General features: G+C 62.5%; 25 protein-coding genes. 19 read left to right on the forward strand and 6 right to left on the reverse strand.

What is annotated here, in order from left to right:
• Positions 1-30 precede the first annotated feature (30 nt).
• The gene (locus CCANI_RS00750; RefSeq protein WP_146324223.1) at positions 31-483 is read left to right on the forward strand and encodes a GatB/YqeY domain-containing protein; all 453 of its coding nucleotides are present in this window, start codon (positions 31-33) and stop codon (positions 481-483) included.
• Here CCANI_RS00750 and CCANI_RS00755 read toward each other — a convergent pair.
• Positions 472-2,778 (reverse strand): transglycosylase domain-containing protein, encoded by a 2,307-nt coding sequence (locus CCANI_RS00755; protein ID WP_186750217.1) that lies wholly within the window; start codon positions 2,776-2,778, stop codon positions 472-474. The two genes, CCANI_RS00750 and CCANI_RS00755, sit on opposite strands and share 12 nt — an antisense overlap.
• Before the next feature lie 185 nt (positions 2,779-2,963).
• Here CCANI_RS00755 and CCANI_RS00760 point away from each other — a divergent pair, with 185 nt between their 5' ends.
• Genes CCANI_RS00760 through CCANI_RS00775 form a run of 4 tightly spaced genes read left to right on the forward strand, consistent with a single transcriptional unit; the run spans position 2,964 to position 4,812 of the window.
• A complete protein-coding gene (locus tag CCANI_RS00760; protein ID WP_146324222.1) occupies positions 2,964-3,323 on the forward strand; it encodes a WhiB family transcriptional regulator in 360 nt (119 codons plus the stop codon).
• A 16-nt stretch (positions 3,324-3,339) separates the two neighbouring features.
• A complete protein-coding gene (gene sp36 / locus CCANI_RS00765; RefSeq protein ID WP_146324221.1) occupies positions 3,340-3,495 on the forward strand; it encodes a Sp36 family protein in 156 nt (51 codons plus the stop codon).
• Positions 3,492-3,959: a RidA family protein gene (locus CCANI_RS00770; RefSeq protein WP_246118204.1), complete on the forward strand. Its 468-nt coding sequence runs from the start codon at positions 3,492-3,494 to the stop codon at positions 3,957-3,959. The genes sp36 and CCANI_RS00770 overlap by 4 nt, the downstream gene beginning before the upstream one ends.
• Before the next feature lie 37 nt (positions 3,960-3,996).
• Complete coding sequence (locus CCANI_RS00775; RefSeq protein WP_146324220.1) at positions 3,997-4,812, forward strand: MBL fold metallo-hydrolase; 816 nt, start codon at positions 3,997-3,999, stop codon at positions 4,810-4,812.
• Positions 4,813-4,882: 70 nt separating this feature from the next.
• Here CCANI_RS00775 and glxR read toward each other — a convergent pair whose 3' ends face one another.
• Entirely contained in the window at positions 4,883-5,566 is a 684-nt protein-coding gene (gene glxR, locus CCANI_RS00780) for a CRP-like cAMP-activated global transcriptional regulator GlxR (RefSeq protein WP_146324219.1), read from the reverse strand.
• Positions 5,567-6,089: 523 nt separating this feature from the next.
• Between glxR and nth the strand changes: the two genes are divergently transcribed.
• Genes nth through CCANI_RS00800 form a run of 4 tightly spaced genes read left to right on the forward strand, consistent with a single transcriptional unit; the run spans position 6,090 to position 9,284 of the window.
• Positions 6,090-6,854, forward strand: coding sequence for an endonuclease III (gene nth, locus CCANI_RS00785; RefSeq protein WP_146324218.1), 765 nt, complete (start codon positions 6,090-6,092; stop codon positions 6,852-6,854).
• Positions 6,838-7,386, forward strand: coding sequence for a TlpA family protein disulfide reductase (locus CCANI_RS00790; RefSeq protein WP_146324217.1), 549 nt, complete (start codon positions 6,838-6,840; stop codon positions 7,384-7,386). Before nth ends, CCANI_RS00790 begins: the two co-directional genes overlap by 17 nt.
• Positions 7,383-8,105, forward strand: a complete 723-nt coding sequence (locus CCANI_RS00795) for an NUDIX hydrolase (protein ID WP_146324216.1) — start codon at positions 7,383-7,385, stop codon at positions 8,103-8,105. The genes CCANI_RS00790 and CCANI_RS00795 overlap by 4 nt, the downstream gene beginning before the upstream one ends.
• Positions 8,106-9,284 carry a MarP family serine protease gene (locus CCANI_RS00800; protein ID WP_146324215.1) on the forward strand — a complete coding sequence of 393 codons (1,179 nt, stop codon included), beginning with the start codon at positions 8,106-8,108 and terminating at the stop codon, positions 9,282-9,284. It begins immediately after the preceding gene.
• Between the two features lie 755 nt (positions 9,285-10,039).
• Here CCANI_RS00800 and CCANI_RS00805 read toward each other — a convergent pair.
• Both CCANI_RS00805 and CCANI_RS00810 read right to left on the reverse strand, forming a co-directional pair.
• A complete protein-coding gene (locus CCANI_RS00805) occupies positions 10,040-10,918 on the reverse strand; it encodes an alpha/beta fold hydrolase (RefSeq protein WP_146324214.1) in 879 nt (292 codons plus the stop codon).
• A gap of 18 nt (positions 10,919-10,936) precedes the next feature.
• Positions 10,937-11,434, reverse strand: coding sequence for a phage holin family protein (locus tag CCANI_RS00810; protein WP_146324213.1), 498 nt, complete (start codon positions 11,432-11,434; stop codon positions 10,937-10,939).
• Positions 11,435-11,542: 108 nt separating this feature from the next.
• On the opposite strand from CCANI_RS00810, the gene CCANI_RS00815 reads away from it, so the two are divergent.
• Complete coding sequence (locus CCANI_RS00815) at positions 11,543-12,208, forward strand: hypothetical protein (protein ID WP_146324212.1); 666 nt, start codon at positions 11,543-11,545, stop codon at positions 12,206-12,208.
• Here CCANI_RS00815 and CCANI_RS00820 read toward each other — a convergent pair.
• Positions 12,179-12,955 (reverse strand): HAD family hydrolase, encoded by a 777-nt coding sequence (locus tag CCANI_RS00820; RefSeq protein WP_146324211.1) that lies wholly within the window; start codon positions 12,953-12,955, stop codon positions 12,179-12,181. The two genes, CCANI_RS00815 and CCANI_RS00820, sit on opposite strands and share 30 nt — an antisense overlap.
• A gap of 403 nt (positions 12,956-13,358) precedes the next feature.
• Between CCANI_RS00820 and ssd the strand changes: the two genes are divergently transcribed.
• Genes ssd through CCANI_RS00855 form a run of 7 tightly spaced genes read left to right on the forward strand, consistent with a single transcriptional unit; the run spans position 13,359 to position 17,650 of the window.
• Positions 13,359-14,387, forward strand: coding sequence for a septum site-determining protein Ssd (gene ssd, locus CCANI_RS00825; protein WP_146324210.1), 1,029 nt, complete (start codon positions 13,359-13,361; stop codon positions 14,385-14,387).
• A complete protein-coding gene (locus CCANI_RS00830; protein WP_146324209.1) occupies positions 14,384-15,517 on the forward strand; it encodes a TadA family conjugal transfer-associated ATPase in 1,134 nt (377 codons plus the stop codon). Before ssd ends, CCANI_RS00830 begins: the two co-directional genes overlap by 4 nt.
• Positions 15,514-16,299, forward strand: coding sequence for a type II secretion system F family protein (locus tag CCANI_RS00835; RefSeq protein ID WP_146324208.1), 786 nt, complete (start codon positions 15,514-15,516; stop codon positions 16,297-16,299). Before CCANI_RS00830 ends, CCANI_RS00835 begins: the two co-directional genes overlap by 4 nt.
• Positions 16,296-16,844 (forward strand): type II secretion system F family protein, encoded by a 549-nt coding sequence (locus CCANI_RS00840; RefSeq protein WP_146324207.1) that lies wholly within the window; start codon positions 16,296-16,298, stop codon positions 16,842-16,844. The genes CCANI_RS00835 and CCANI_RS00840 overlap by 4 nt, the downstream gene beginning before the upstream one ends.
• A gap of 28 nt (positions 16,845-16,872) precedes the next feature.
• Positions 16,873-17,058 carry a DUF4244 domain-containing protein gene (locus tag CCANI_RS00845; protein WP_146324206.1) on the forward strand — a complete coding sequence of 62 codons (186 nt, stop codon included), beginning with the start codon at positions 16,873-16,875 and terminating at the stop codon, positions 17,056-17,058.
• Positions 17,055-17,333 (forward strand): hypothetical protein, encoded by a 279-nt coding sequence (locus CCANI_RS00850; protein WP_146324205.1) that lies wholly within the window; start codon positions 17,055-17,057, stop codon positions 17,331-17,333. Before CCANI_RS00845 ends, CCANI_RS00850 begins: the two co-directional genes overlap by 4 nt.
• On the forward strand, positions 17,330-17,650 hold the full coding sequence (locus CCANI_RS00855) for an Rv3654c family TadE-like protein (RefSeq protein WP_146324204.1): 321 nt from the start codon (positions 17,330-17,332) through the stop codon (positions 17,648-17,650). Before CCANI_RS00850 ends, CCANI_RS00855 begins: the two co-directional genes overlap by 4 nt.
• Here the strand turns inward: CCANI_RS00855 and CCANI_RS00860 are convergent.
• Positions 17,647-19,938: a DEAD/DEAH box helicase gene (locus tag CCANI_RS00860; protein ID WP_146324203.1), complete on the reverse strand. Its 2,292-nt coding sequence runs from the start codon at positions 19,936-19,938 to the stop codon at positions 17,647-17,649. The genes CCANI_RS00855 and CCANI_RS00860 overlap by 4 nt on opposite strands.
• Positions 19,939-20,206: 268 nt before the next feature.
• Between CCANI_RS00860 and CCANI_RS00865 the strand changes: the two genes are divergently transcribed.
• Together CCANI_RS00865 and CCANI_RS00870 are read left to right on the forward strand one after the other, a co-directional pair.
• A complete protein-coding gene (locus CCANI_RS00865; protein ID WP_146324202.1) occupies positions 20,207-20,410 on the forward strand; it encodes a cold-shock protein in 204 nt (67 codons plus the stop codon).
• A gap of 258 nt (positions 20,411-20,668) precedes the next feature.
• Positions 20,669-21,145, forward strand: coding sequence for a hypothetical protein (locus CCANI_RS00870; RefSeq protein ID WP_146324201.1), 477 nt, complete (start codon positions 20,669-20,671; stop codon positions 21,143-21,145).
• The last annotated feature ends 19 nt before the right edge of the window (positions 21,146-21,164 follow it).

The following is a 21,164-nucleotide window of genomic DNA, read 5'->3' on the forward strand; positions in this document are numbered from 1 at the left end:
CTAATGAGCGTACATGTATCGTCGCGAAGTATGAGTGAGTTGAAGGATCAGATTCGAAAAGACCTCACGGCAGCGATGAAGGCGCGGGATAAGGAGCAGGTTGCGGTGCTGCGCATGCTGCAGTCCGCAATTGTGTACGAAGAACGCGAGGGTTCCCGCCACGAGCTCAACGACGCTGAGGTGCGCAAGGTGGTCGCCCGCGAGATTAAGAAGCGCCGCGAGTCCGCCACGATTTACGCCGAGGCCGGCCGCGCGGAGTTAGCGGCTACCGAGTCCGCCGAGGCTGACGTCCTTGAGCAGTACTTGCCCTCCCAGCTTGACGACGCCGCGCTCGCCGACCTCGTAGCCAAAGTCATCGCCGAGCAGGGCGCCGAAGGCATGAAGGACATGGGGAAGGTGATGAAAGCCGCCTCCGCAGCCGCCGCCGGGCGGGCCGATGGGAAGCGGCTTTCGGAAGCCGTAAAGGCGCAGCTAGGGGCGTGACGCCTCTTCGATCAATTGCTGGATCCGGCCGGTGATTTCATTCACCGCGTCCTGCAATTCTTGGTTCGGCGGCGGGGTTCCGCCCGTGCCGTCGGATACCTGCAGGGTGACCTTTTTATTGCCTTGCAGCATGGATCCGTCGGGGACCACCGCCATGACCCTGCCCGCGGGCGTGCCGTTTCCGGGCACCTTGGTGACGTTCACCGTATAGCCATCTTGGGCCAGCCGTTTCTTGGCGGCTTCTTCGGTAAGGCCGGTGACTGAGGGCAGTGAGGCTGCCGCCAAACCTTCGACGTACTGGGCGTCGATAGGCGCGAGGTTGCCGTTATACGCCGCTGGAGTTGCCGACGCCGCGGACAACCACGTGCGGGCGGTCTCCATGCCGCCGTACAAATCGCCGTAACCGCATTGGCGCAAGGGCGAGGTGCACAGGGGGCTGATCGTGGTGCCATCGTTATACGCGTAAGCCACGGCGGCAAACGTGGAGTTATAGCCCAAAAACGCGCTGGATTGATGCGATTCCGTGGTGCCGGTCTTGGCGGCCGTAGGAACACCCCATCCGAACGCGCTTGCGGCGGGGGCGGCGGTGCCGGTCTTGGTATCGTCGCTAAGCCCGATAGACAGGGCGTGCGCGATTTCGGGGGACACCGCTTCCTCGCAGGCGGGGCGCTCAATGGCAACCTCCTCGCCGTTATGGTCCACCAGCTTGGACACGGGGTTTGGTTCGCACCAGCGCCCGTTTGACGCCAGGGTGGCGGCCACATTGGACAGCTCCAGCGGGTTCACCGCAGTGGGGCCCAGCGTGTAGGAGCCGAGGTTATTGTCGCGCATATAGTCCGCGATGGAGTGCTCCCCGTCGAAGCTACCCTCCTCCTCGTAGGAGCGCAGCCCGAGCTTCACGGAAACATCCACCACGTCCTTCACGCCGACCTCTTCGATGAGCTTGACAAAGGTGGTGTTCGGCGATTGCGCCAGGGCCTCCTTGAGCGACATGACGGGCTTATACTGGCCCGCGTTTTCCACGCAATAGGAACCTGCCGGGCAGTTCTTCGCGCCGCCCGAGCCTAGGCCGCGGGCCTCGTAGCGCTGCGGCACCGCAAGCGGGGATTCGATGCCCAAGCCCTTTTCTAGGGCCACGGCGGCGGTGAAAATCTTAAACACCGATCCCGCGCCATTACCCACCCGCGTGGAGGTCTGCGGCAAGACCGTTTCCCCGGCGTCGAGATCGAGGCCGTAGTTGCGGGAGGAGGTCATGGCGAGGATATTGCGGCTATCCGTGCCGGGCTCGATGATATTCATGACATTCGCCACACCGATGGCGTTCGGGTCCGCCTGGCTGATCACGGCCTGGTGGGCGGCGTCTTGCACGGCCGGGTCGAGCGTGGTGTGCACGGTGTAACCGCCGCGATTCAGCTCCTCGGGGGTGATCCCTTTGCCGGCGAGGTACTGGATTACAAAATCGCAGAAGAACCCGCGGTCGCCGGCGGCGATGCAGCCGTTTGGCAGCGACTGGGGCTGCTCAAGTACCCCCAAGGGCTCTTCTTTGAATTTGTCCGCTTCCTCTTGGGAAATATTGCCTTCGCGCACCATCGTGTCGAGCACGACGTTGCGGCGATCCACCACCGCCTCCTCGTTGGTATACGGGTTGAGGTAGGAGGAGGATTGCACGATGCCAGCCAGCATCGCAGCCTGCGGCACGGTCAGCTCGGCGGCGGAGCTGTCGAAGTAGGTGCGTGCCGCCGCCTCGACGCCAAAGGCACCGTTGCCGAAGGGGACGATATTCAGGTAGCGGGTGAGGATCTCATCCTTGGTGAGGAACTTTTCGAGGTCCGAGGCCATGAGCATTTCGCGGAGTTTGCGAGCATAACTCGTTTCAGTGGCAGCGATTTGTTCTGCCTCTGTGTCGGCATTCACAAGCAATAAGTAGTTCTTTACATATTGTTGGTCGAGGGTGGATGCGCCTTGTTGTACTGAGCCGGAGAACAAGTTTGTGACCATTGCACGAATTGTGCCCTGCCAATCAACGCCATCGTGCTCATAAAAGCGGTGATCTTCTATGCTGACGATTGCTTGTTTCATAGGTTCCGAGATCTGGTCGCTCGGAACATCGAAGCGGCGCTGGGTGTAAAGCCACGCCATTGGCTGTTCTTGGGCATCAAGGATTGTGGTTACCGTGGGTGAGGTACCGTCTGTGAGATCAGCAAGATTTGATTGCATCGCCTCTTGCGCACGCGTAATGGCCATGCTTGAAACCCCGATGGCAGGGGATAATGCTAAGGCTCCGATGAGGCTCATTGTAAAAATGACACCGAGAATTCGGACGATAGGCTGAAGCTTGGTCACGTCTTTACCCTACGTGGAGTCAGGTGGAGTGGGGAAGCGACAAACTCCCCCCGCATTGTGATAAGTTCGACAAAAACTAGGTCCTGTGAATAAACTTACAGCAGAATAGAAGTTTTAGCAGGTAGGAGGCTCACCGTATGACCACCTCACTGGTCCGAAACCGTCGCCGAAACCCCTACTTCTCGGGGACTCCCGCCGAGACTGTCACGCAGGAGCGTGTGCGGACTCGGGGAGACTGGGTGTCCCTGGCCAAATGCCGCGATGGCGATCCAGACGCATTGTTTGTCCGTGGCGCTGCCCAGCGTAGCGCAGCGGTGATTTGCCGGCATTGTCCTGTGCTTCAGGAATGCCGCGCGGATGCGTTGGATAATCGCGTGGAGTTTGGCGTGTGGGGCGGATTGACTGAACGGCAGCGTCGCGCTTTGCTTCGGAAGAATCCACACGTCACCAACTGGGCAGAGTATCTCTCCTCTGGGGGTGAACTCATCGGAATCTAGGGTTACAGTGGTTCCCATGACGAAATGGGAATACGCCACTGTGCCGTTGCTCACTCACGCGACTAAGCAGATTCTTGATACCTGGGGTGATGACGGCTGGGAGCTCGTCTCCGTGCTCCCCGGCCCAAACCCAGAGAACCACGTTGCCTACTTGAAGCGGGAAAAGCAGTGAACCGGCCTGAGAAATTGCATCGATTGGAAAAGCTCGGCATTAAGCTGCCCGCCGTCGCCGCCCCCGTGGCGTCGTACGTGCCCGCCGTCCGGGTGGGAAACCAGGTGTGGACCTCCGGCCAATTGCCGTTTGTGGATGGGAAACTCCCCGCAGTTGGCAAAGTTGGGGAGAAGATCACCGTAGAAAAAGCCGCAGAATACGCTCAGATTGCCGTAATGAATGCCCTCGCCGCTGTGCACGCATTGGTGGGCATTGAAAAGGTGACTCGAGTGTTGAAGGTGACTGGCTATGTTGCCTCCGCTGAGGGGTTTATCAACCAGCCCGCGGTGATCAATGGTGCTTCGAACATAATCGGCGAAATTTTCGGTGACGCTGGGGCCCATGCGAGGTCGGCTGTTGGGGTGGCTGAGCTGCCCCTAGGCTCCCCCGTAGAGGTCGAGGTGGTAGTAGAAATCGCCGACTAATCGTCGGATACGACTCGGGGGGTCTAAACTAACAAGCATGGAGCATCCTGCTTACAGCCAATTGCGTCAAGTAACGCCCTCAGCTGCCGTCGTGTTGTGCCCCAATCCGGGGTATGCCGCACTCGAAGGAACGAACTCCTGGGTGATTCGCGCCCCGGGAGATCCTCGTAGCATTGTGATTGATCCGGGCCCGGAGGAAGAAGGCCACCTTAACGTTCTTCACTCCCGCGCCGACGAGGTGGGATTGGTGCTGCTGACGCACCGCCACCACGATCACGCAGATTCGGCCACTCGATTCCGGCAGCTCACGGGCGCTCCGGTGCGCGGCTGGCACCCCGCATATTGCCGGGGCGGGGAAAAGCTCCAAGATGGCGAGACCATCAGCATTGAAGGCGTGACTCCCCAGATCGAGGTTGTGCATACCCCCGGCCATACGGCGGATTCTGTGTGCTTCTTTATCTGGAGCGGAGAGCCGGGTAAGTCCACCCTGGAGGGCATTGTCACCGGTGACACCATTGCGGGCCGACACACCACCATGATTTCCGAAACCGATGGTGACCTCGGCCAGTACCTGGAAACCCTGCACATGCTGGAGGAACGCGGCAAGGGCATCACCCTATTGCCCGCGCACGGCCCGGATCACCCGGATCTTTCCGTGCTGGCCCGCAAGTATATTGATCGCCGCGATCAGCGGCTCGCGCAGGTGCGGGCGGCACGCAAGAAGCTGGGCGCGGACGCCCCGCTGAAGCAGATCGTGGATGAGATTTACACCGATGTGGACCCGGTGCTGCGTGACGCCGCCGAACAATCCACTCGCGTAACCATTCGATACCTGCAGGAGCATGGCGAGTAACAAGACGCGAAAATGCCCCCGACGATGTGTTCGATCGGGGGCATTCGGCTGGGCGCGGGCCGCAGGTGGGTTAGCGGGCCCGGCGAGCTAGGTGTTCCGTATCCACGATAAGGACGGACTTGCCCTCAAGGCGGATCCAGCCGCGGTGCGCAAACGTGGCTAGGGCCTTGTTTACGGTCTCGCGGGAAGCACCGACCAGCTGGGCGATTTCCTCTTGCGTGAGGTCGTGGTTGACGCGCAGCGCGCCACCCTCTTGCGTGCCAAAGCGATTGGCAAGTTGCAGCAGGGTTTTGGCCACGCGACCGGGGACATCGGTGAAGATCAGGTCCGCCAGTGACGCGTTGGTGCGACGCAGCCGGCGGGCCAGCACTCGCAAGAGCTGCTCAGAAATTTCCGGGTGGTCAGCGATCCATTTCCGCAGCATTTCCGAGTTCATGGTTGCTGCTTGCACTTCCGTGACGCACACGGCGGAGGAAGTGCGGGGACCTGGATCGAAGATGGAGAGTTCCCCGAACATATCTGAGGGGCCCATGACGGTAAGCAGGTTTTCTCGTCCATCGGTGGAATGGCGGGCCAGCTTCACCTTACCTGCGGTAATGATGTACAGGCGGTCGCCCGGTTCCCCCTCTTCAAAGATGGTGGTTCCGCGAGGGAAACGCACCGTCTCTAGATCTTGAATGAGGTTACCGACTGCGACGGGATCAACACCTTGAAAAATTCCAGCGCGGGACAGGATTTCCTGTACGGCATCCACTCGTATTCTCCTTGATCAGATCACATTAGATGACGGCTCAAAAATCTCCGGATCGTCGCGACCTGTTCTGCTTGGGATGAGTGTCTGCGTTTCACCGGTCTTTAAGTCTCCCCCCTTTGCGGGGAAAACTTTACTCAGATCACACTTTACTATGTGGTTCGTCACTATGGCGGTTTAATTTCACTCCGTCGACCGGCGTGAGCCAACGCATGGTGGTGCGGACTCGCGAAATGACTAGGGGGTTTACCAAGTCACGGCAGGTGGATCGATTGAGCAAGGTTTCTCGGCGTGTTGTGAAAGAAATCCCGCTGATATGTAAACGTTCGTGTGTTCGAGATGTGCAGCGTTCTTATGCCGCGACTAGGCGTCTACTTTGACTTCCTGTGGTTTCTTCGTGCAGTAGGACTCGAATCGCTCCATCTGGATAGCGAAAACGGCAAAGATAACTGGGGCAAGTAGTGAGAGCGCTGCTGTCATAGTGTTAATCCTAGTCCTTTTTTGGGTTCCTATTACAGTTACGGGTATGGCAGTGGGCAACGCAACAAGGCAAGAGACCAGGCTCGGAAAGGTCCGACGAGCGCGGCGCATCAACCGCGCCCTAGCTCAAGGTTTTCCTGATGCGCATTGCGAATTGGATTTTTCAAACCCCTTAGAGCTTACAGTCGCAACTGTGCTAAGTGCACAGTGCACCGACGTCCGTGTGAATCAGGTAACACCCGCCCTATTCGCCCGCTACCAAAGCGCCGCCGACTACGCCCACGCCAACCCCGAGGAACTCGAGGAGTACATCCGCCCCACCGGATTCTTCCGGGCCAAAGCCAAAAACCTCATAGGATTAGGCAAAGCGCTCGAAAAGGATTTCAATGGCGAGATCCCCAAAAAACTCGAAGACCTAGTCACCCTCCCCGGCGTCGGACGCAAGACGGCGAATGTCGTCCTAGGCAACGCCTTCGGGATTCCAGGGCTCACCGTAGACACCCATTTCGGGCGCATTGTGCGTCGCCTGGGGCTCACCCAAGAGGAAAACCCGGTGGCGGTAGAGCGGGACATCGCCGAGCTTATCGAGCGCAAGGAATGGACCATGTTTTCACACCGCGTGATTTTCCTGGGCAGGCGCATCTGCCACAGCAGGAAGGCGGCGTGCGGTGCGTGTTTCATTGCAAAGGATTGCCCGTCTTTCGGATACGCTGGTCCCGCCGACCCTATGATGGCCGCCAAACTAGTCACTGGCGAGGATAGGGAACGGTTATTGGATTTAGCTGGAGTTGAAGATGCCGCAAAGCGCTAAGTGGTCCATTGTGGGCGCTGTGGTGCTAACACTGTGCATAATCGGGGCCGTGCCGCTGTTGTTGCGCACGGTAAACCCGCCGGAGGAGGCTGCGAACACGGCGTCGATAAGCGTGGAGCCGCGGCCGGATTGCGCGGGGGACTTCCCCGTGGACTTGCCGTGCTTGGGCGGTGAGCGTATCGACGCCCCGCCAAAACCCACCGTGGTCAACCTGTGGGCCTGGTGGTGCGCGCCCTGCCGCGAGGAACTACCCCTGGTGGATGCGTTTGCCAGCGCCCACCCGGAGTATCGTGTCATCGGTGTGCATGCGGACGCGAACGCCGCAAATGGTGCCGCAATGCTGAAAGAAATGGGCGTCGATACGCCGTCCTTTCAAGACGACGATGGCAGCTTCGCGGGTACTCTCGGGTTACCGGGTGTAGTGCCGATCACCGTGGTGTTGCGTGCAGACGGCACTGTCGCCGCCGTACTACCCAAAGTTTTCACCACGCAAGCCGACCTTGAAAGCGCAGTGCAGGAGGCACTTCGATGAACGACATACCTGGGCACAACACCGAGCTGCGCCCCGAGAAAGCCCCGGTATGGATGCGACGCCTCGTGGATAACGTCCATTCCGGCAGCTTCCACAATTCGCTCAGCGATCGCGCCCGCATGTCCAACGCCGACCGGAGTAGGCAAGCCGCCGTGCTTATGCTCTTCGCCGGCACCGAAACTTCCGCAACATTGCCTAACGACGCCGCGGTATTGCTCACCCACCGCTCGCCCTCCCTGCGATCGCATTCCGGGCAGGTGGCGTTCCCCGGCGGTCGGCTTGATATCGGTGATGCGAATCCCGTCGATTGCGCGCTGCGCGAAGCGTGGGAGGAAACCGGGTTGGATCGCCGCAGCGTCACGCCATTGGCGCAGCTCGATGAGGTGCATATCCGGGCCACTGGCTATCCCGTGCACCCAGTGGTGAGCCATTGGCACACACGTACGCCGGTGGGGGTGGTGCGGCCGGAGGAAGCCGATGAGGTGTTCGACGTGCCGGTGCTGAGTTTGATCGATCCGGCCAATCGCTTTACCGTGGGGTGGGGCACGTGGACCGGACCCGCGTTCCGCATCAATGACTATGTGATCTGGGGGTTCACCGGCGGGTTGCTGGCGGCCGCGCTGCATCAGGCCGGTTGGGAAGAGCCGTGGGATCGCGAAAACGTGCAGAACCTGCGCGATACCCTGGCGAAATCCCGCAACAACGAGAGGATCGTATAAATGGTCGACATTGCGATCTTGGTTATCGTAGTTTTAGCACTTATTGGCGGTTGGCGGCAGGGCGCGCTGACCTCGGTGCTGAGCACCGTGGGTGTGATCGCAGGCCTGATTATCGGCGCCGCCATCGCGCCTTTTGCGATGAGCTACACCAGCCATACCGCGTTGCGATTCTTGCTGGCCATCGGCATTGTGGTGTTTTTTCTTGGGATGGGCAACCTGGTGGGCGGCATCGCGGGGACCGCGTTGCGGGATAGCATGCCCTTTAAATCCTTCCAGCTAGCGGATTCCGCGATCGGCTCTGTGTTCCAGGCGCTGGCCACGCTGGTGGTGGTGTGGCTGCTGGCGATCCCGCTGGCCACGAGCGCGCCGGATAGCATCGCCACATCGATCCGAAGCTCGAAGACACTTTCGGTGGTGGATCGGTTTACCCCCGCCATGCTGGATAGCCTGCCGGCCCGCATCTCCGCGATGCTTACCGATACCGGCCTGCCCCCGCTGATCTCGCCCTTTAACCAGCCCAATGGGGTGGAGGTGGAAGCGCCGGATATTCAGGTGCAAAACGTGGCGCTTGTGGAGGAGCTGCGCCCCAGCGTGATCCATGTCATGGCGGAAGCCACCCAATGCAGCCGCCGATTGATGGGATCCGGCTTCGTCGCGGCCAACGACTATGTGGTTACAAACGCGCACGTTGTCGCGGGTGCCGATACCGTTCGCCTGGACACGGTCATTGGCGTGCGGATCGCAGAGGTGGTCTATTTCGATCCTGCCGAGGATATCGCCGTTTTGCACAGCCAGGACCTTGGTTTGGAACCCCTGCAATGGGCCGACGGGCCCGCCGTGACCGGCCAAGATAGCATCGTGATGGGCTTCCCCGAATCCGGCCCCTTCGAGGCAGCCCCCGCGCGCGTGCGGGAAGAAATCACCGTGAATGGGCCGAACATCTATGCGAGCGGCATGACGCAGCGCCAAGCCTACACCGTCCGCGGTAGCATCCGACAGGGGAATTCCGGTGGCCCGATGGTCGACCTCAATGGCAATGTGCTCGGCGTGGTCTTCGGCGCCGCCATCGATGACACCGACACCGGCTATGTGCTGACCAGCGCGGAGGTGCGCAATAAGATCGGGCCGATCCAGCAGCTCACCTCCCAGGTGGACACCCAAGGCTGCGTGGCCAAATAGCAACGCGCCGGTGGGGCATGGGTTGTGTGCATATGGGTTGCGCGTGGTTCCGGATGGTTGCGCCGGCTCCGGATGGTTGCGCCGGTTCCGGATGGTTGCGTCGGCTCCGGATGGGTTGTGTGCAGCCGTTGACCTGCGATGGTCCGGAATTTCTTCATTGGGTGGCTCAACGAAGAATGGAAAGACGAGCTGCGGCGTTTTCGGGCAAGATTCGTCCGGGATTTCTTCGTAAGACCCTCGAATGAAGAATAGAAAGACGAGTCCCAGGTCGGCGGTTGCGCACAACCTATCGGTGGTGAAGTGGTTTTGGGGGTTGGAATCGGCCGACGATTTTCCGCGCTCAGGCAGATTTGACATGCAGGCCGCCTCGCGAAGGTGTTTCCGCAGGACGCCGAACTTGCCGTGTCATATCTGCCTGAGGCAAATCCGGCGGGGCCGATGGTTCGAGAAAGTTCGAACTCTATTGCCCGGGATTGCTTTCCCCACAGCTTGCCTTGATAGGTTGTGTGCAGCCGTTGACCTGCGATCGTCCGGAATTTCTTCATTGGGCGCCTCAACGAAGAATGGAAAGACGAGCTGCGGCGTTTTTGGGCGAGATTCGTCCGGAATTTCTTCGTGAGACCCCCGAATGAAGAATAGAAAGACCAGCCCCAGTTCGGCGGTTGCGCACAACTAGTCGCGGCCCAGGTGAGGCGAGCGCAGCGCAGGCGACGAGGCTGGTTGCGCACAACCCATCGGCGGCCCAGGCGACGAGGCTAGTCTTCCTCCGTGTTGGCGAGGTATCGGAGGATCACTTCGACGAATTCCTTAGGATCCTCAACCTGCGGTAACTGAGTGGCGTGGGTGAAAGCGCCGGGGATAGTGAGTGAGGATACGCGCCCAGTGGTCCGAGTCCCGGCACGCCGGATCAGGTGCCGCCAGCGCGGCTGCGCATCGTGCAAAATAAGCACCGGCACCTGCGCTTTGGCTAGGAACCATGACGCCGGCACCCAGGTGTGTATCAGCTGGGTGGTCTTGAGCGTCACTAACCTGGATTTATCCAGCGAAGCGGAAAGCGCGCACGCGCGCCGATAGGTGGCCACGCGGGTGTTGTATTCCGCATCGGCGGACCCAAAAGTTATGGAACCAAGCCCCCGTCGCAGCAGGCATTCCGCAGGCCACCGCACTAATTCGTTGGTGTATAACCAAGGCCGCGCGGCGATTGCTCGCCGCAGGTCGGTGGGGTGGACCGCATTGATGGTGATCAGCGCGCGTACTCGTTCCGGCTGGCAGGTGGCCAGCACCCAGGCGATCACGCCCCCGGCTTCGTGCCCCACGATGATGGCTTCGCTATGGCCAAGTGCCCTGATCGTTCCAGAAATATCGCCCACGGCGTGCCGGATTTCGTATCCGCTCGGGGGTTTGTCGGAAAGCCCGTACCCGCGCAGAGATACGGCGCAGGCGTGGTATCCGGCTTTGGCAAGCAGCGGCAGCACGTGTTGGTATTCGAACCAGCCGCCGCGCGATCCGTGGAGGAGTAAAACCAGTGGCGCGCTAGGGTTTCCGCAGGTCACGGCATGCAAACGGAGGCCCCGAGTGTGCACATAGGTGTGCTCGTAGGGGCCTGGAGTCGCTAGTTCACTAGGGGAAACCACGCGGCCGGGGCGGGGGTCCTAGCTGTACATTCCGGGGCTGCGGGCGTCCAAGGCGCGCTGCGGGTCTTTGCTGATCAATCCCTTGAGTTCGGTCACGGAGTCGATGGTTTTCTTCGGCGGCCCGATCTTCTTTACTTTCCGGAACCCGATCCACGCCAGCACCGCCGCGATGACCAGCATGATAAGGAAGACAATAAGGAAGGAGGCCCAGCGCTGCAGCCAGATGGACAGCAATTCGGCCAGGAAGAAGAAAAAGAAGAAGGAGCTGTAGAGGGCGACGGTGGCTGCCACGCCGAAGAGCCCACCGCCCACGGCACCTTTTTTGGCCTCTTGGGTGATTTCGGCCTTTGCCAGTTCCAGTTCGGATCGGAACAAGCTGGACATTTGCGCGGTGGCGTCGCTAACCAAGGTGCCGAGGGAACCCGATCGGGCGTCGGCATCCGAGAGCGGGATTTCATTCACGCGGGGCTGAAACGACGCGGAGCCGTCAGTATATAGGCCGGGTTTCGTGCTCACGGTTGCTTTCCTCCAGGATTTTGTTCAGCAGTCACGTCTTATCGTGCCATGTTTGCAAACTTCTTGCATGTTGATACGCCACCCCATGGAGCTTTTAAGGTAGTAGGCATGGATCCTCTTCACGTATTAGCTGCGGATCCTGAGCTTGCCGCGTTATTGCGCGAGGCCCAGGAGGCGATTGCGGCGGTGCATCGGCGCCCTGTGAATTTGCGTCGTGCTGAGGTTACGGGTTCGGAGTCGGTGCTGCGGGGCGCGCGGACTTCGGCCCGCATGTGGCGCCTGGATGAGGCGAAGCTTATCGACGGCCACGCGTTATTGGCCCCCAGCATGGCCGATGTCACCGTTCGAACGTTTCAGCGTGCACCCGCCCAAATATTCGCACGGCTCGACGTGTTGTTCGGCGGCGACGGGGTACCGCATCACCCAGCGCGCTTAGCGACGCTCGCCCGGCTCATCGCCCACCCCGACGCGCACCCTGGCCTCCTTCCGGCCGTTGTCCATGGGGAATTGGCGGCATGGGGTTGCTTTGGGGAGCGCAGCGGGGCGGTGGCCTGGGCGGCGGCCCGCATCGCGGCGCTGATGGGGTGGGATCCGCGCGGCCTGTGTGTACCGGAGCCGTATTGGTTCCGGCATCGCGAGGAGTATGAGGCGGCGCTTGCCGGCTATCCCAGCGATCCGAATCCGTTTTTGATTATCCATGCGCGGGCGTGGATCGCGGGCGCGGCAGAAGCGGACGGCATTGCGTTAGCGGCGTCGCCAAGCAAACGCGGTTAACGCGAGCACCGTCAGCGCCACTACGGGGATCGCGATGGGGGTGTAGCGGGTGCGTGGAAAGAGTGGAACGGGGTTGCGGAATACGCGGATATCCCAGCCTCTATCTGCGGCGATGCGTCGTAAGGCGCGGTCCGGATTCACCGCGACGGGGGTGCCCACAGCCTCCAGCATGGGCAGGTCCACAGCCGAGTCGGAGTAGGCGAAGCTGCGGGCGAGGTCGTAGTGGTGCACACGCGCCAGCTCCCGCATCGCCTCCGCCTTAGCGGCCCCCTTGCAATAGAACAAAACTTCGCCGGTGTAGCGGCCGTCGTGAACCTCTAATTGGGTGGCGGCGATGCGCGTTACGCCCAGCTCGCGGGCGATGGGGGCGACAAGGTCGTAGCCGGAGGCGGACACGATCACCACGTCGTGGTGCAGGGCCTTGTGGTGCGCGATGAGTTCCTTCGCCTCGGCGTAGATGGCGGGGGAGACCACCCGGTGAATTGTTTCCTCTGCTATCCGGCTGACGGTGCGCGCCTCCCACCCGGCGACCATGGACACGAGGTGGTCTCGGGTGGCGTCCATTTGTTCGCTAGAGTGACCGGAGATTCGATACAACGTTTGAGCCACGCCGAGCTGCAGCGCGGTGACGGGGGTAATTAGCCCGTTGTGCAGGAATTCCCGCCCGAACGCGAGCGCGGAGGAGCGCGCGATAATCGTCTTATCGAGGTCAAAAAATGCCGCCGGCCGGTTCGCACGGGGAGTCATGGGGGCAAGTCTATCCGAAGAAAATCGCAGGTGAGAAGTATTGGTTTCGGAATGGGTGGGGGTGGGTTGTCAAAGCCGCAATCTTCTGTCATACTTGGTGGTGCAAGGCCCCGATATACTGTGTGGCCTGCCCCGGTCCATCCCCCCCGAGGCCGGGTAATGAAGGCCCGCGCTCACCCCCCCCCGAGGCGCGGGCCTTCCCTTATGTCTACCCCCCTCTGGGTGCGCGCCGCGAGCGCGCGCGACAGCTAAGCACGTCGCGGTGGGCGCGGCAACCGGAGGGCTCGAATTATCCACAGGCGAAGGCCCAAATGTGGCATTTGTCATAGTTTCGTCGAAGTTATTCACAAGGCGGCTTCAGCAAACCTTGCTTCAGGCTTGCCGCACTGGTGAAGCTGGGGTCATGACTCAGCAACCGATCCTGGTGGCGGTGGCGCACCCCGTGCTACACCCCGAGGCGATGCATGTGGCGGCGGCAACGGGCCGGCCGATCATCGATACCAATGATCCCCGCGATATCGCCCGCCATATTGACCGCTGCGCAGCGGCGCTCGTGTGTGACACCGTGTCGCAGTCGCTGCCACAGCACGCCCGTGGCCGCGTGTTTCTGGTGTGCCCCGACCCGGGCCCGCCGGATTGGAAGGCCGCCGTGCAATGCCACGCGGAGCAAGCCTTCGTGCTGCCCGCCCAGGCCCCAGAGCTATTGCAGGCATTGGGTCGAGACGATCCGGTGCTGGACCAGGGAACGGCCATCGGGGTTTTTCCGGCGGCGGGAGGTGCCGGTGCGAGCGTGCTGGCTGCCGCGATTGCGCGGGTGGCCGCCCGATACGTCACCACCGCCGTGATCGATGCGGACCCGCATTCCGGCGGCCTCGACCTAGTGTTTGGGATCGAGGATGCCTCCGGGGTGCGTTGGGGGGATGTAAACCTTGCGGCAGGGAATCTTTCCGGCGAATTGTTTGCCGCCCTTCCCGCCACCGACGACGGGATACGTGTGCTTTCCGTGGCCCGCACCAATGTTGCCGCCTCGCGCGGGGACCACGTTGAACATTTGGGCGCGGCGTTGACAAGCATTCGCAGCGCCGCCGAGCTGACGATCGTGGATTGCACCCCGGCCACGGTGCTGCAATTGGGGCCCGCGCTGGATCTGGTGGTGATGGTGGTGCCCGCGCAGGTCAGGCCGGCGGCAGCGGCGATCGCATGCGCGGCGCAAGTGCGGGCCCAGCACACGGATATCGCGGCCATTGTGCGCCATATTCACTGGTCCGGCCTGGACTCGGGAGACATCGAACGGCTGAGCGGCGTGCCGGTGATCGCGGAGGTTGGCACCGTCTCCCGCCTGCCCAAAGCCCTGGATATGCAGGGAATGCCCATGCGCCTGCCGCGCCCCTTGATTAGGGCGGCGAACGCGGTGCTGGAGGAACTCCGATGAACGCCACCGACCTCGCGGAACGCGTGCAACGAAAGCTAGCGGAACGCCCGCAGGTGGGAGGCCCCACCGATATCGCCCGCCTGATCCGCGACGAGGCCGGCGTGATTTCCGACGCCGAGGTGCTTGACGTCCTGCGCCGTATCCGCGACGATTCCACCGGCGCCGGCAAATTGGAACAGGTGTTGGCAACCCCCGGCGTGACCGATGTGCTGGTCAACGGTGCGCGGGAGGTGTGGTTCGATCGCGGCGAGGGATTGGAACGCGCCAATGTGAGCTTTGATAGCGACGCCGAGGTGCGCCAATTGGCCACCCGCCTCGCCGTGGCCTGCGGCCGCCGCCTCGACGATGCGCAGCCTTTCGCGGACGGTCGATTGCATCGCCCCGACGGCAGCAGTATCCGTGTGCACGCGTTGCTGAGCCCACCGGCCGATGGTGGCACCTGCATCTCATTGCGGGTCTTGCGGCAGGCTGTGACCAGCCTCGATGGGTTGGTGGAGCGAGGAACCATGAGCGCGGAGATCGCCGAGGTTTTGGGCCGCATTGTGCGGGCGAAGCGTTCGTTCCTGGTGGTCGGGGGCACCGGCTCGGGGAAAACCACGCTGCTCGGCGCGCTGCTGGCGGAGGTGCCGCACAATGAACGCATTATTTGCATTGAGGACACGGCGGAATTGCACCCGCCGCATCCGCACGTGGTGAACCTTGTGGCGCGGGCCCGCAATGTGGAGGGGCACGGCGAAATCACCATGACGGATCTGTTGCGGCAGGCGCTGCGCATGCGCCCCGATCGCATTGTGGTGGGGGAGATCCGTGGTGGGGAAGTGGTGGACCTGCTGGCGGCCCTTAATACCGGTCACGATGGTGGCGCGGGTACCGTGCACGCCAATAGCCTGCGGGAGATACCCGCTCGCATGGAGGCCCTCGCGGCGCTCGGTGGGCTGGACCGGGTGGCCTTGCACTCCCAGCTCAGCGCGGCGGTGGACATCGTGGTATCCATGCGACGCGCCAGCACGGGCAGGCAATTGCATCAGATTGGCATCGTCGCGGGAAACCCGGTGCATGTGTACACGATTTGGGATTGCGATCGCGGCACCGGCCCGGGCTTTGCGGAGTATATGGAGACGCTGTCATGACCACCGCAGTGTTCTGGGCAGGGGCAATCGCCATTCTGGTTTCCGCGCCGCCGTCCCCGCGGGTGCGGTTGTTCGAATCCCGGCCCGTGCCGCGTGCCCGGTGGCTGCTTCTGTGTGGCATCGTGGCGGGCCCCGCGGTGGTATTTGCGCCCGCCGCCGCGCTCGCCGGGCTAGTTATTTTTGGGACCGTGGCTTGGGCGGTGCAGGCTGGGCGTCGCCGCGCGCGGGAGACGCGGATCGCGGCCGCCACCAGCAGCTATGTCGGTTACTTGGTCGGCGATGTGCGCGCAGGTTCCCCGGTTCCGCAGGCATTACAGGCCGCCGCCGAGACGCTCAAGCACACACCAGACACCCCGCATCAGCTTCTCGACGCCGCCACGGTCGCCGCCCGCCGCGCCTGCAACGGGGCGCAGGCGGCGAGCGTCCTGGTAGATGCCAAGGATTCGTGCCCCGACCTGGGCACCGTCGGATTGGTGCTGAGCGTGGCAGAACAGCACGGCATCCCGCTGGTAGAGCTCTTGGAGCAGACGCAGCGCCGGATAGATACCCGGCTGCGGCACCGCACGGCAACCACCGCGGCGTTGCAGGGCCCGCAGGCCACGGCGGTAATCCTGGCGGTATTGCCCGCCGCCGGGCTGCTGCTTGGCAGCGCGATGGGCGCAAACCCCATCGACTTCCTGCTGCACACCGGGCTGGGCGGAATCCTCTTGGTGGTGGGGGTGGGGCTTACCTGTGGTGGGTTTGTGTGGTCCCGCAAGATCATTGAGGCGGCGGCACAATGAGCCCGCTCCCCGTGGTGTTGTGCGCGCTGGCGCTGCTGCTATTAGCGGCCCCGAAATCCAGCGATCGTATTGCGGAACAAACCGCGCCGACGGCGGGTCGCCGCGCCCCACCGGCCAAGATCACCCTAGACACCGCGGCAGATGTGGATCTGTTTGCGGCCTGCATCCGGGCGGGGCTGAGCTCCGCGCACGCGGCGGGTGCGGTGGCCCGCGTGCATGGCGGGGAACCTTGGCACAGCATCGCGGCCCTGCTGGCCATCGGGGTTTCGGCCGAGCGGGCGTGGGCGCCTGCGGTCGGGATCGCTGGTCTGGAGGACCTAGCGTTCCTAGCGCGGGTTTCCGAACGCTCTGGGGCCGCGATGACCACCGGGTGTTCGCGGGTGGCGGACACGATCCGGGCGCAGGTCACCGATACGGCGACGGCCACTGCGGAACGGGCCGGGGTGCTGATCGCGCTCCCGCTCACCCTGTGTTTCCTCCCCGCGTTTTTCATCCTCGGGCTGGCACCGACGGTGATCAGCCTGGCACTCACGATTATCCCTTAACCAACAAGCAAGAACAGGACCAACCCAAATGAAAGACAGCAATCGTTTCCACGATCTGATCCGCAACGACGAAGGTATGACGACCATCGAATATGCGATGGGCTCGCTGGCGGCAGCCGCCATGGCTGCGGTGCTATATGCCGTGGTCAAGGGCGATACCGTGGTGAGCGCCATCGAAGACATTATTTCCAACGCATTAAGTAGTACGCCATGACCACCATCGAATCCGCCATCGGGCTCGGCGCGCTGGTCGTGGTATGCGGGTTGGGGGTAGCCGGTTTGGCCACCCTGGCGGCCTATATTTCCGCGGTGGATATCGCCGGTGCCGCAGCGCGCTCACACGCCATCGGTGTGCAATACCAACCACCCCGGGGCGAGGTCTCGGTCAGCGATGACGGTTCCTTTGCCACGGCCGTGGCTACCGTGCCCGCACCGCTTCACACCATGCAGGCTCAAGTGGTGTTTCCCGTGGAATCCCGGCGGCCATGAACCGGCTCGATGATCGCGGTGGCGCCAGCGTAGCCACCGCGGGCTTGGTGGCGGCGCTGCTCTGCCTCGTGCTGATCGTGGTCAATGTGGCCGCCGCCGTGGTGCATTCGCATCAAGCGCGGAATGCGGCCGATACCGCCGCGATCGCGGGCGCGTTGGCGGTGAGCACAGCGGCGGCGGCACCGTGCCGGGCGGCGGCGGACGTGGCGTCGAAAAACAACGCTATCGTGCAGGAATGCCGCGTGGAAGGAGGTGACGTGGTGGTGGAGGTGCGACTCGGAACGGCGCGGGCGCAGGCGCGTGCGGGGCCGATCTAGGCGGAGGCCTGGAGCATGATGGTCAGGGCGTCCAGAAGCCGCAGGGCGTGTTCTTTGCTGAGCGGCGAATTCCCATTCCCGCACTTCGGCGATTGCACGCACATCGGGCAGCCGGATTCGCACGGGCAGGAGCGGACAACCTCGCAAGTGGCCTCGATCCATTCCCGAAACCTGTGGAAACCGCACTCCGCGAAGCCGGCGCCGCCCGGGTGGCCGTCGTATACGAACACCGTGGGTAGCTCCGTGTCTGGGTGGCGGGCGGTGGATACGCCGCCGATATCCCAACGGTCGCACGTGGCAAACAGCGGCAACATGCCGATCGCGGCGTGCTCGGCCGCGTGCAGCGCGCCCGGGATTTCGGTTTCGGGAATCCCCATCGCAGCCAGCGCGGCGGGGTCGATGGTGTAGGCCACCGCGCGTGTGGTCAGGGATTCGGCGGGCAGGTCCAAGGGCACAAGGTCGAGGTTCGTGCCGTCGTGTAACTTCGCAATGTAGCCGACAACATGTTCGGTGACCGCGACGGTGAGGTCGGCGATCCAAAACCCCGTGCCGCCCTGCGTGACCTGCCGCGTATCCACGATTCGGATGTCCGTGGTGGTGCGGGCGAAGGTGGTATAGCCGGGATCCTCCGGATGGACGAGCGCCAGGTGGTCGCTGAGATGTAGCTCATCAACCAGAAACGTTTCCCCTTGATGCAGGTACACGGCACCCGGGTGCAATTGCGTGCGAGCGCGGGAGGAATCCACGGTGCCCACCACGCGGCCATCTGTGGCGTCCACGATGATCACCTCGCCACCCCCGCCGCCGCGGATATCCACCGGGATGCGTTCGCCGATCGGATACCAGGCCCGCGCGCGTCGCCGCAGGTAGCCCTCCTTTTCAAGGGCCAGCACCACATCTTCCGCCTGGAGCGTTTCGACGTCCCGATCGCTCAGCGGGAGTTCGTACGCTGCGGCAACGAGGTGGCCGCGCAGCACGTATGGATTCGTGGGATCGAACACCGTCTGTTCGATCGGGCGTTCCAAGAGGGCTGCGGGGTGGTGGACCAGGTAATTATCCATGGGTTCGTCACGCGCGACCAGCACCACGAGCGATCCTTGGCCGCGGCGGCCCGCGCGGCCGGCCTGCTGCCAGAAGCTAGCCACCGTGCCCGGAAACCCGGCGGTAATCACGGTATCAAGACCGCCGACGTCGATGCCCAGCTCGAGTGCGTTGGTGGCTGCCACGCCGAGAAGGCGGCCGTCGTCAAGCATCGCCTCGAGCTGACGGCGGTCCTCGGCGAGGTAACCGGCACGGTAGGCGGCCACGCGGCGCGCGAAATCCGGCTTGCCCAACAAGGTGAGCTGCTCCGCGCAACGCAACGCCGTGGTCTCCGCCTGCCTGCGCGAACGCACAAAGGTGAGGGTGCGCGCGCCCTCCGCGATCGCCATGGCCATGAGGTTCGCGGCCTCTGCACCCGCGCCCCGACGCACCGGGGCCCCATGCTCACCCGTGGCTTCCTCGAGCACGCCCGGCTCCCACAACGCCACCGTGCGGGGACCCGCGGGGGACGCATCCTCGGTGATCGCCATCACCTCAAGCCCCGAAAGCGTGGCGGCATGATGGGCCGGGTTATTCGTGGTGGCGGAGGCGAACAGGAACGTCGGATTCGCGCCATAGCGGGCCGTAAGCCGACGCAACCGCCGCAGGATCAATGCCACGTTCGCGCCGAACACTCCGCGGTAGGCGTGGCATTCGTCCACGATCACAAACCGCAGCTTGCGCAGCAGCCGGGACCAGCGTTCGTGGTTGCTCAGGATCGAGGCGTGCAGCATGTCCGGGTTGGTCACCACCCAGCGGGCGGTGTCTCGAACATGTGCGCGGATGTCGGTGGGGGTATCGCCGTCGTAGGGTGCGGGGTTTATGTTCAGCCCTTTGACCAGGTTGGATATGGAATTCAGCTGGTCCGAACCCAGGGCCTTGGTGGGGGTGATATACAGCGCGCAGGCGGTGGGATCGGCGAGCAAGGTCGCGGCGACGGGAAGCTGGTAGCCCAGCGATTTGCCCGAGCTGGTTCCCGTGGCAACAACCACGTGCTGGCCGGCGTAGGCGGCCTCAGCGGTGGCCACCTGGTGGGCAAACAATTCGGTGATGCCACGCTCGTTGAGGCGCTTGCGTAATACCGTGGGGACCCAGGCGGGCCAGGGGGCGTAGGAGGCCGGGCGGCTGGGCAATGTGGTGAGGTGGGTGCATGTGGATTCGGGGAAGCGTTGCGCCAGGATGCCGACGATTTCTTCGCCAATGTACATACAAACCTCTTTCCAAAACCCACTAAAAATAGGGTAGTCACCTGCGAGTTTGCACATAACCCTATCGCGGCGGGCGCAAACGTGACACACTGGGATGCGGTCGCAGTTTCTGTGCGCAGTGTTTCAAAAGCGCTCGCAGGAGATAGAGTTTGCGAGCGCCCTCGTTTCATTACCGTTCGGAAATTGAAGCAGGGGGCTTCGGGACCGGCCCGGCGTTTTCGAAAGGTGAAAGCGTCGCATCCGAGAGCAAGAAAAAGGTAAGAAAAATATGGCACAGGGAACTGTGAAGTGGTTTAACGCTGAAAAGGGCTTTGGTTTCATCGCCCCAGCTGACGGCTCCGCCGATGTGTTTGTTCACTATTCCGAGATTGAGGGCGATGGGTTCCGTTCGCTGAACGAGAATGAGCGCGTGGAATTCGAAATCGGCGAAGGCACCAAGGGCCCGCAGGCACAGAAAGTGCGCACTCTGTAAGCACACGTTGATCTGAAAACACCCACTTTTCGCGCGGCGGATCGGGGTGTTTTTTCGTGCGTGCGGCGGGCGGGTGCGGGCACTGAGGCGACCTACCCCAAACGTGGCTAGGGTGGGGCGGCGTGGTCGCCTCAAAACTGCAGTCAGACTCGGCGCCGTAAACGTGCTGTACGCAAGGCATCCATGGTGGTGGTGTTGCATATAGGCTGCATATAGGCTTGGGCACACGTGCACCGAAATTTCATCGAGGAGTGGGCAATGACAACAACGCCGGCGAGGACGTTCGGGTTTGGCGCGGCAGTGGTTTCATCGGGGGTTGCGCTGGCGGGGTTCACATTGGTCGGCTGCGCTTCCGAGCCGGAGGCGTACCTCTTCGATCGCCTCCAAGCGGGGGACACGGAAATTAGTGTATTGGCGATGCCGGGCGGGAACTGGGAGGAATACGCAATCGTTTGCCCGTACGCCACCCCGGAGCTGATCAAGGAAGCGACCGGCTGGGAGGTTTCCGGGGTACCGCAGGCCGGCCTCGCGGACGACGAGAATATTCTCGTGTTACATGCGGATAACGGTGCAATGGACGCAATTCATCTGGACCGCAAGAGCGTGGATTTGTGCCCGGAATCCGAGCCGGAACTGCCAACCACCAAACGCATTGCGGCGAATGAATCGCTGATGTTTGTGCGGGGAGCAAACCGCGGCTGGGCGCTGGAAAATAGCGAATTATCTTCGGGATAGCATCCCCGCTAACCTGCCC

The sequence above is a fragment of the Corynebacterium canis genome, assembly GCF_030408595.1.
Lineage (GTDB): Bacteria > Actinomycetota > Actinomycetes > Mycobacteriales > Mycobacteriaceae > Corynebacterium > Corynebacterium canis.

What these genes read in the sequence shown, in the direction of transcription:
- CCANI_RS00750 (WP_146324223.1), top strand. Translation starts at nt 31, where the DNA reads ATGAGTGAGTTGAAGGATCAGATTCGAAAAGACCTCACGGCAGCGATG.
- CCANI_RS00755 (WP_186750217.1), bottom strand. Translation starts at nt 2,778, where the DNA reads ATGAGCCTCATCGGAGCCTTAGCATTATCCCCTGCCATCGGGGTTTCA.
- CCANI_RS00760 (WP_146324222.1), top strand. Translation starts at nt 2,964, where the DNA reads ATGACCACCTCACTGGTCCGAAACCGTCGCCGAAACCCCTACTTCTCG.
- sp36 (WP_146324221.1), top strand. Translation starts at nt 3,340, where the DNA reads ATGACGAAATGGGAATACGCCACTGTGCCGTTGCTCACTCACGCGACT.
- CCANI_RS00775 (WP_146324220.1), top strand. Translation starts at nt 3,997, where the DNA reads ATGGAGCATCCTGCTTACAGCCAATTGCGTCAAGTAACGCCCTCAGCT.
- nth (WP_146324218.1), top strand. Translation starts at nt 6,090, where the DNA reads ATGGCAGTGGGCAACGCAACAAGGCAAGAGACCAGGCTCGGAAAGGTC.
- CCANI_RS00790 (WP_146324217.1), top strand. Translation starts at nt 6,838, where the DNA reads ATGCCGCAAAGCGCTAAGTGGTCCATTGTGGGCGCTGTGGTGCTAACA.
- CCANI_RS00795 (WP_146324216.1), top strand. Translation starts at nt 7,383, where the DNA reads ATGAACGACATACCTGGGCACAACACCGAGCTGCGCCCCGAGAAAGCC.
- CCANI_RS00800 (WP_146324215.1), top strand. Translation starts at nt 8,106, where the DNA reads ATGGTCGACATTGCGATCTTGGTTATCGTAGTTTTAGCACTTATTGGC.
- CCANI_RS00815 (WP_146324212.1), top strand. Translation starts at nt 11,543, where the DNA reads ATGGATCCTCTTCACGTATTAGCTGCGGATCCTGAGCTTGCCGCGTTA.
- CCANI_RS00820 (WP_146324211.1), bottom strand. Translation starts at nt 12,955, where the DNA reads ATGACTCCCCGTGCGAACCGGCCGGCGGCATTTTTTGACCTCGATAAG.
- ssd (WP_146324210.1), top strand. Translation starts at nt 13,359, where the DNA reads ATGACTCAGCAACCGATCCTGGTGGCGGTGGCGCACCCCGTGCTACAC.
- CCANI_RS00830 (WP_146324209.1), top strand. Translation starts at nt 14,384, where the DNA reads ATGAACGCCACCGACCTCGCGGAACGCGTGCAACGAAAGCTAGCGGAA.
- CCANI_RS00835 (WP_146324208.1), top strand. Translation starts at nt 15,514, where the DNA reads ATGACCACCGCAGTGTTCTGGGCAGGGGCAATCGCCATTCTGGTTTCC.
- CCANI_RS00840 (WP_146324207.1), top strand. Translation starts at nt 16,296, where the DNA reads ATGAGCCCGCTCCCCGTGGTGTTGTGCGCGCTGGCGCTGCTGCTATTA.
- CCANI_RS00845 (WP_146324206.1), top strand. Translation starts at nt 16,873, where the DNA reads ATGAAAGACAGCAATCGTTTCCACGATCTGATCCGCAACGACGAAGGT.
- CCANI_RS00850 (WP_146324205.1), top strand. Translation starts at nt 17,055, where the DNA reads ATGACCACCATCGAATCCGCCATCGGGCTCGGCGCGCTGGTCGTGGTA.
- CCANI_RS00855 (WP_146324204.1), top strand. Translation starts at nt 17,330, where the DNA reads ATGAACCGGCTCGATGATCGCGGTGGCGCCAGCGTAGCCACCGCGGGC.
- CCANI_RS00860 (WP_146324203.1), bottom strand. Translation starts at nt 19,938, where the DNA reads ATGTACATTGGCGAAGAAATCGTCGGCATCCTGGCGCAACGCTTCCCC.
- CCANI_RS00865 (WP_146324202.1), top strand. Translation starts at nt 20,207, where the DNA reads ATGGCACAGGGAACTGTGAAGTGGTTTAACGCTGAAAAGGGCTTTGGT.
- CCANI_RS00870 (WP_146324201.1), top strand. Translation starts at nt 20,669, where the DNA reads ATGACAACAACGCCGGCGAGGACGTTCGGGTTTGGCGCGGCAGTGGTT.